Source organism: Vibrio sp. 1401 (genome assembly GCF_033340295.1).
On the sequence record NZ_JAWOWF010000088.1, the window covers coordinates 1 to 6,106 of the forward strand.

Sequence of the window (6,106 nt, forward strand, 5' to 3'; positions counted from 1 at the left end):
CCCCTCAACCCCCCAAATGCTAGATTTCAAGATTTCGCTTTTCTTTGTAGCCCAGCTCACGTAGTTTATTTTTAATGCGCTTAAGCTCAATATAAATATTATCCGCTAATTCTTCGGTAATTTCATTATTAATGTGATCTCTACCTGTCTTGAGCCAGAAGCAAACATTTTCATTCTCTTTCTTATTTAGTTCTTTTTGTACACCCTCTTTGGTTGATTCAAACCAGTTTTTAAACTCTTCAACCTCTTCACTATTAAGCTCATTTTTAGAAATTTGGTCTTGAATAAGTGAATTAGAGAAATCTAATATACTAATATCAGCCGCTTTAAATGAGCAAACAATCTTTTGCTCACCTCGCCCCTTTTCAGGATTGTAAGTAGTTCGAATAACATTGAACATTTTGCCACGTTGACGATACATCATAATAAAGCCCTCTTTGTATGCTCATTAACTATATTTTAATAATAGCAATATGCTTGACGATACACAAGATAAATTTGCAATTATACTGAAAATAAATAAAAGTCAATTTAAAAGCATATTGTAATCAAAAAGAAGATAATTAAAATATGCCTGTTCGTATAACTTGCAATATGCTTGCAATAATAACGTAAAGTAAGAGATGTATATTCGTGCATTATTGCAAATGTTAGAGTAATTAATGCAGCATATTGCAATATACGGACGATAATATACAAGCATATTGCAATTTTACTAATTATGTGCTTGTTAGTGAGTGCAATTGAAGTGCCAGCATGTGGTGAGGTTGAAAAGTTTTCGATTTCATGGGGAGATACAGCCAAATTTCAAATTCATGCAAATTCCAAAGCAACTATCGAGATTTTCACAAACCATGCAGATTTCGAAGAAAATCGCTGAATCCCCGTTAACAGCTATTTGGATTGGTAAATAAAGTGAATAAACAAAGAGAAGATCAATGTCAGGATCCATTCATCAGGAGAAGTCGAACCTGAGTTGTTAACCATTTCCAAAAGTACAGTAAAGCCTACGACAAACTCATTAAAGTCACGCATATTAATCCTTATTTTTTATATAGTTATAGATACAGTGATACCCAACCAGACGATTGTGTTTTTATTAAGAAGTTGGATATACAGCGAAAGATGGCAACGAGAGGAGGGAGGAGAGATAGATCCGTTACCACTTAAGATATTTTAACATAAAACGAGGCTAAATGCAAATGATTATCATCCGCAACTCCTTTTTTAGGCTTGCAGCCGCAAGGCGCAAGGCGCGTGTGTGAAGCCGCTAGGCTTCCCCTCTTTTCGCTCTGCTTCAAGAGAGGAAGTATTTATACTCCTCTCTAGATATATTTAGAGATATATAGAGGGCATTTTTGTGATTTCGCTCTAGCCCTTACAGGACGTGGGCTAGAGGAGAATTTTGAAGAGTAAAAACGTGAGTGTTAGTACAGTAGTTTGTGAGTGTTAGTACAGTAGTTTGTGAGTGTTAGTACAGTAGTCATTTAGATCTAGATACCTTAACTTTCGCCTTTTTCCCTCTACCGACAATTTCAGCACTCCACCCGTTTAATCTAGATAGCTCCTTACACCCATCAGAGATTTGCTTAGCTCTAAATCTAAAGGTATCACTTGATACTTCCTCGTCATATTGCGCCCACACAGCACTAACCACCGTATCAATTCCTATATGCCTTGTCTCGCCCAAGCGAACCACACCTGATAAATAGCTGTGAAGAACCCTTGAAGCATCAGCTTTCAGCAAGTGCCTTTCTTGTCTATGGATAAAGATATAATTTGCTTTTTGAGACCATACAGAGTGCGCAGAGATAGGATTGATAAAAATATCATATTGCTCAGTATCTTTATTAAACCGATAAGAGAGAAGATTAAAAGATCCAGACCAGCGAGCACCGTCATATTTGAAACTAACAGCTCCTAATCTATCTAGACTTGCCTCAAGCCACTTATAGTTCTTGGCTCCTGATGTGGAGCGTTGCAACTCTTTAAGTAACTCATATCTTGTTAGTGATATTTTTAATGCTGGAAGTTCTAAGAGCCTGAAAGTCTCTTTTTCATTGATAGAACCACCTTTAAGATCTATCTCCAAGGCTTCAAGTATCTTATCGTCCTGATCTATTGCTTCACGATACAGTTCACTTCGAGCAATTGCTAAAACGCACAAAAGCAAATCCTGATCAGCCACATCAAGCTCATAGAACATTCTGGTTTTTAGTGTGCCATTAGGCGTTTCGTGAATGCGCTCTAAGCCCTTTCTTCGCCTACCCTTGGCGATTGGTCTAAAGGTTGGTGCAGCGTGTAAAACAGGGTGATTACGAGCCGCAGGGAATCTTACATCATCCATTAGTTACGCCCTCTAATCATATTTGAAGCACTGAAATTATGACGCATCAAAACACCTCCAACGCCTCGCTTAAACCACCTTATTCCATTGTCCTTTTGGTAGTTGGCTTTTGAGTTGTAAAGCTGAACATACTTAGTGCGCTCAAGCTCATCAATATTGAATTGCTTTGCATCTTCCTTTGTCATGGTTGTTAGGTTGATTTGGCATCGTATGTTGTCTGTAAGAGCCGCAGAGCCACGAGAAGCACCTTGCTCAAGCCCTGAGCCTAAGAAGTTGCTTGTCTTGTTTACGTGGTGCAGGAAGAGGATTGCAGCACCAGTGCGATGAGCTATTTGCTCAAAGCAACTGATCAGAGTGCTCATGTGTCCTGAGTCGTTCTCATTGCCAGAGTGGAATCTACGAAGCGTATCGAGTATCACAAGGCGCTTACCTTCGAATGCAAGGCACATAGCATCAATAATGCGTTGATTGTAAAAGCCGTTACTATCCACTAAGTGGATCAGGCTCCCCACTTGGCTCTCGATGTGCGCTCTACGCTGCATTTTAATGCGGTCATCAGGTGCTAAAAGAGAACCAATTGCGTGCATACGCTGATGGAGAATTTCACGGGGATCTTCGAGTGTTAGATAAACCGTACCTTTATCGCACTCTTTGATGCCTAAGCCTAAAGTATCTTTGCCAGTAGCAAGATCAGAAAGTAGACCTAAAGCAAAATATGATTTGCCAGTGCTGCCAGCCGCAACAATGCCGCCTACAGTGCCAGCCAATAAGCCGTCAAAAACAAAATCGAGTTCTGGGGCTTCTTCTGAAAATGCTTGTTCTAAATGCAGATAGCCTGCACCACCCAGTTGAAACACTGGGGTTTCTTGTTTAAGATTATCCATGTTAATGCCTTAAAGTTAACAATTTTGAAGGGGTTGAGTGTTGCTGCACTCGCCCCTTTGTCATTTATGTTACAACGATAATTGATTATTACCATCATCACCGTCACCAAGTTTAATCTTCGCTTTCTCTAACGTTCTGCGTGTGTAGTCTTGTACATCATTCTTTCTGTCCACTACGGACGGGGAGCTATTCACAATGGCAATCAGGATTTCTTCATCGTTATAGCCGCCCTTGATCATGTCTATGGTAGCTGCAAAATCAATACGTGAATAATCGATAGACCAGCCTTTGCTTTTAGCTAATCCATGCCATTTGCTCCAGTGGCGCATAAAGACCGCATCGGCTGTTTTCGTAGTAGCATCAACGCTTGCGATTTTCCTTAATCTCTCTTCTTCAAGTGAGATTTGCTTAGGTTGCTGAACTTTCGCATTCTGATACGCCTGTTTAGCCTCCTCACGCTCTTTAATCACTTTATCCAGTTCTTGCTTAAGCAAAGTGATAACACGCTGACAAGCGTTTGCAGAGCTTGATATTAAGCGAGTGAAGAAGTTGTTTCTTGTTGGCTTCTTATTGCTGAATCCTGCCATTCTGAATGGATGAGATACGCCAGTGAAGTTTTCATCGCCATAGCGTTTATTCAGACCTACAACCACCTTATTTGCGATCTCTCGGTCTTTTTCGTCGGTGGTTTTAGGCACTCTAAAGATTGCTTGATAGTTGTCCCTGGACGACTCTTGCACCAGGTTCGGAGAGTAGCCATTAGCAAGCATTTCCTTGTGCGTTTCTGGCGTTAAATCGTCAACGACAATATAGTGATAATCAAGCGTGATGGGAGTGATATAAATATCCCGTCCCTCTGCATTCTTTTTACTTAGAAGTGGAATGTTATTCTTAACTTCTTCAACACTATAAAACTTCTCTGTGCCGTCTTTCTGCTTTCCTAGCACCCAAGGCTTTTGCCCTTGGCGACCGATCAGGGTTATGCGGTACTTATCAGCTTGTAGAGCTTCGGCTTGCTGCTGCCATAACTGCTGTTTCCTTACTGTATTAGCCGATGGACATTTATTAGAAACTGCAACAATGGGCGCGACAATATCACTAATGTGATTGTCAGCATCACCCCAATCAGCAAGCCCAGAATCCACCATAGCAACTTCGTTTGCCACACTACGCTGTTGCTCTGCTTCTTCAGCTTGATTTCTGCATTGAGCATCTTCTGAGTTGCTTTCGATAGCTCGCCCTTGTTCTTCTGATGTTCCGATCTTATCGACTTCTCCAAGGCGTTCAGACTGTTCGTTACGCTGATCAGGTGACTGGGTAGCATGTTCAGCTTTTCCGTTACCTGCTGGATCTGGTCTAGATTCCTGTTGCTCTGTTGCTGCGTCTCTTTCACTGACTGCATTGAGCCTTTGCTTGATTGTTTGTGCTGCTGCGATAAGCTCCGCACTTTGTCTGTCTTGCTCATAAATCACCACTTCTTTTAAGTTCTTATAGGTGTACTTCGCCCCAAGATCGGAGCCTTTAAATTTAATGCCTTGATACTCAAAGGCGAAACCGTTTAATCGTCCAGTGCTGGCAACGTTCGGGATAACTGTTGCTCCTGCCGCTTCGCATCGTTCTATAAATGCAAAAACGTCCAGCTTATCTGTAAGTGCTTCATTTAAAATGTTTTGCAATGCTGCTCTTGCTGGCACTTCCCCTGTCCTCGCTGCCATTTGGATCTCATTTGATGTGAGAGATTTTTCTTGTTTACGCTCTTCAAAAGTTGGAGTTAACTGTAAACCAAACTCCTTTTCTAGTTTGTGAGTTGCTTGAATTGCAAGCATTACGTCATTTCTTCCGTGGTACAACTCACCATTAAAACCGATGCGGTTTAACCCAATATGGATATGCTCGTTGTTTGTGTCTGAGTGTTTACCAAGAAAGTATTGGTGCATGTTAATATCCACACCCATTTCTTCTAAAAATCGTTGAGCAACATTGCACCACATTGAATCATCAATGTTTTCCCCTGCTGGCAAAGCAAGAGAAACATGCCACGCTGGACGATTAATGTTAGGTCTTAATTTACGGCAGACGGCAAACTCTTTTGCAAGCTCTCTTGAGTTTTTACCCGACATATTACCCCCTAGTAACTCAGCCCCTTTCACTGAATCAAGGATGTAATTAGCCAGCCCTCGAAAGCCGTTACCTCTATTAACTTTCGCTTTCATCTTTGTCACCTTTATTTGTATTTATATTTATTAAAGTGCTTCTTATTTTATTTAAAGTTTCTCTTAATTCATTTATATCACAATTGAGATATTCACTCATATTGTGCTTATTTAAATGATGAGTGATTTGATTAAGGTTACTAGATAACCTTGCAAGCTCTGAGAATTGAGACACTGAGATAGGATCTAAGCGTGACTCGCTTATTTTCCCGTTCAGTATTTGCTCTCGCATATAACCTGCTAACTTACCGTTCGGACGCTTGTTCGATGGGTCGATTTGGTATTTATCTTTAAGTTTGTCTATTTCGCTATCAGTGAAATAGACACTTATTCTTACTGGTCTGGTACGTTCCATAATTCAGCCTTTTTATAATAATTATTGCTGTGTTTGTGTTTGGTAGGGGGAGGCAGCCGCCTCACACACCCGCCTTCCTCGCCCTCGCTTTGCGCGGTTGAGGAAGTCTGAAACCTTCAGGTTTCCCGTAGCCGCTAGGCTACCAAGCTCCATGCAATGGCAAGGCACGGAATGAAGCGAAGCGAAAATGGAGGGAATTTAGCGGAGCTAAATTATACCTTGCTCCTAACCCCTCAACCCCCCAAATGCTAGATTTCAAGATTTCGCTTTTCTTTGTAGCCCAGCTCACGTAGTTTATTTTTAATG

The 6,106-nt window shown here is 41.0% G+C and carries 6 protein-coding genes; all 6 read right to left on the bottom strand.

Annotated features, from left to right (window positions below; all coding sequences use genetic code 11):
* Positions 1 to 19 precede the first annotated feature (19 nt).
* Complete coding sequence (locus R7Z77_RS23505; protein ID WP_169654004.1) at positions 20 to 424, bottom strand: hypothetical protein; 405 nt, start codon at positions 422 to 424, stop codon at positions 20 to 22.
* Positions 425 to 894: 470 nt separating this feature from the next.
* A complete protein-coding gene (locus tag R7Z77_RS23510; RefSeq protein ID WP_169691954.1) occupies positions 895 to 1,035 on the bottom strand; it encodes a hypothetical protein in 141 nt (46 codons plus the stop codon).
* A 448-nt stretch (positions 1,036 to 1,483) separates the two neighbouring features.
* The gene (gene repC, locus R7Z77_RS23515; protein ID WP_318136856.1) at positions 1,484 to 2,347 is read right to left on the bottom strand and encodes a replication protein C, IncQ-type; all 864 of its coding nucleotides are present in this window, start codon (positions 2,345 to 2,347) and stop codon (positions 1,484 to 1,486) included.
* Positions 2,347 to 3,231, bottom strand: a complete 885-nt coding sequence (locus tag R7Z77_RS23520) for a helicase RepA family protein (protein ID WP_225455839.1) — start codon at positions 3,229 to 3,231, stop codon at positions 2,347 to 2,349. The genes repC and R7Z77_RS23520 overlap by 1 nt, the downstream gene beginning before the upstream one ends.
* A 69-nt stretch (positions 3,232 to 3,300) precedes the next feature.
* Entirely contained in the window at positions 3,301 to 5,445 is a 2,145-nt protein-coding gene (locus tag R7Z77_RS23525; RefSeq protein ID WP_225455838.1) for a relaxase/mobilization nuclease domain-containing protein, read from the bottom strand.
* Complete coding sequence (locus tag R7Z77_RS23530) at positions 5,429 to 5,800, bottom strand: plasmid mobilization protein (protein WP_169592369.1); 372 nt, start codon at positions 5,798 to 5,800, stop codon at positions 5,429 to 5,431. The genes R7Z77_RS23525 and R7Z77_RS23530 overlap by 17 nt, the downstream gene beginning before the upstream one ends.
* Positions 5,801 to 6,106: the final 306 nt, after the last annotated feature.

Bases quoted from the DNA above. Each gene is read 5' to 3' on its own strand.
- R7Z77_RS23505 (WP_169654004.1), bottom strand. From the start codon at position 424: ATGATGTATCGTCAACGTGGCAAAATGTTCAATGTTATTCGAACTACT.
- R7Z77_RS23510 (WP_169691954.1), bottom strand. From the start codon at position 1,035: ATGCGTGACTTTAATGAGTTTGTCGTAGGCTTTACTGTACTTTTGGAA.
- repC (WP_318136856.1), bottom strand. From the start codon at position 2,347: ATGGATGATGTAAGATTCCCTGCGGCTCGTAATCACCCTGTTTTACAC.
- R7Z77_RS23520 (WP_225455839.1), bottom strand. From the start codon at position 3,231: ATGGATAATCTTAAACAAGAAACCCCAGTGTTTCAACTGGGTGGTGCA.
- R7Z77_RS23525 (WP_225455838.1), bottom strand. From the start codon at position 5,445: ATGAAAGCGAAAGTTAATAGAGGTAACGGCTTTCGAGGGCTGGCTAAT.
- R7Z77_RS23530 (WP_169592369.1), bottom strand. From the start codon at position 5,800: ATGGAACGTACCAGACCAGTAAGAATAAGTGTCTATTTCACTGATAGC.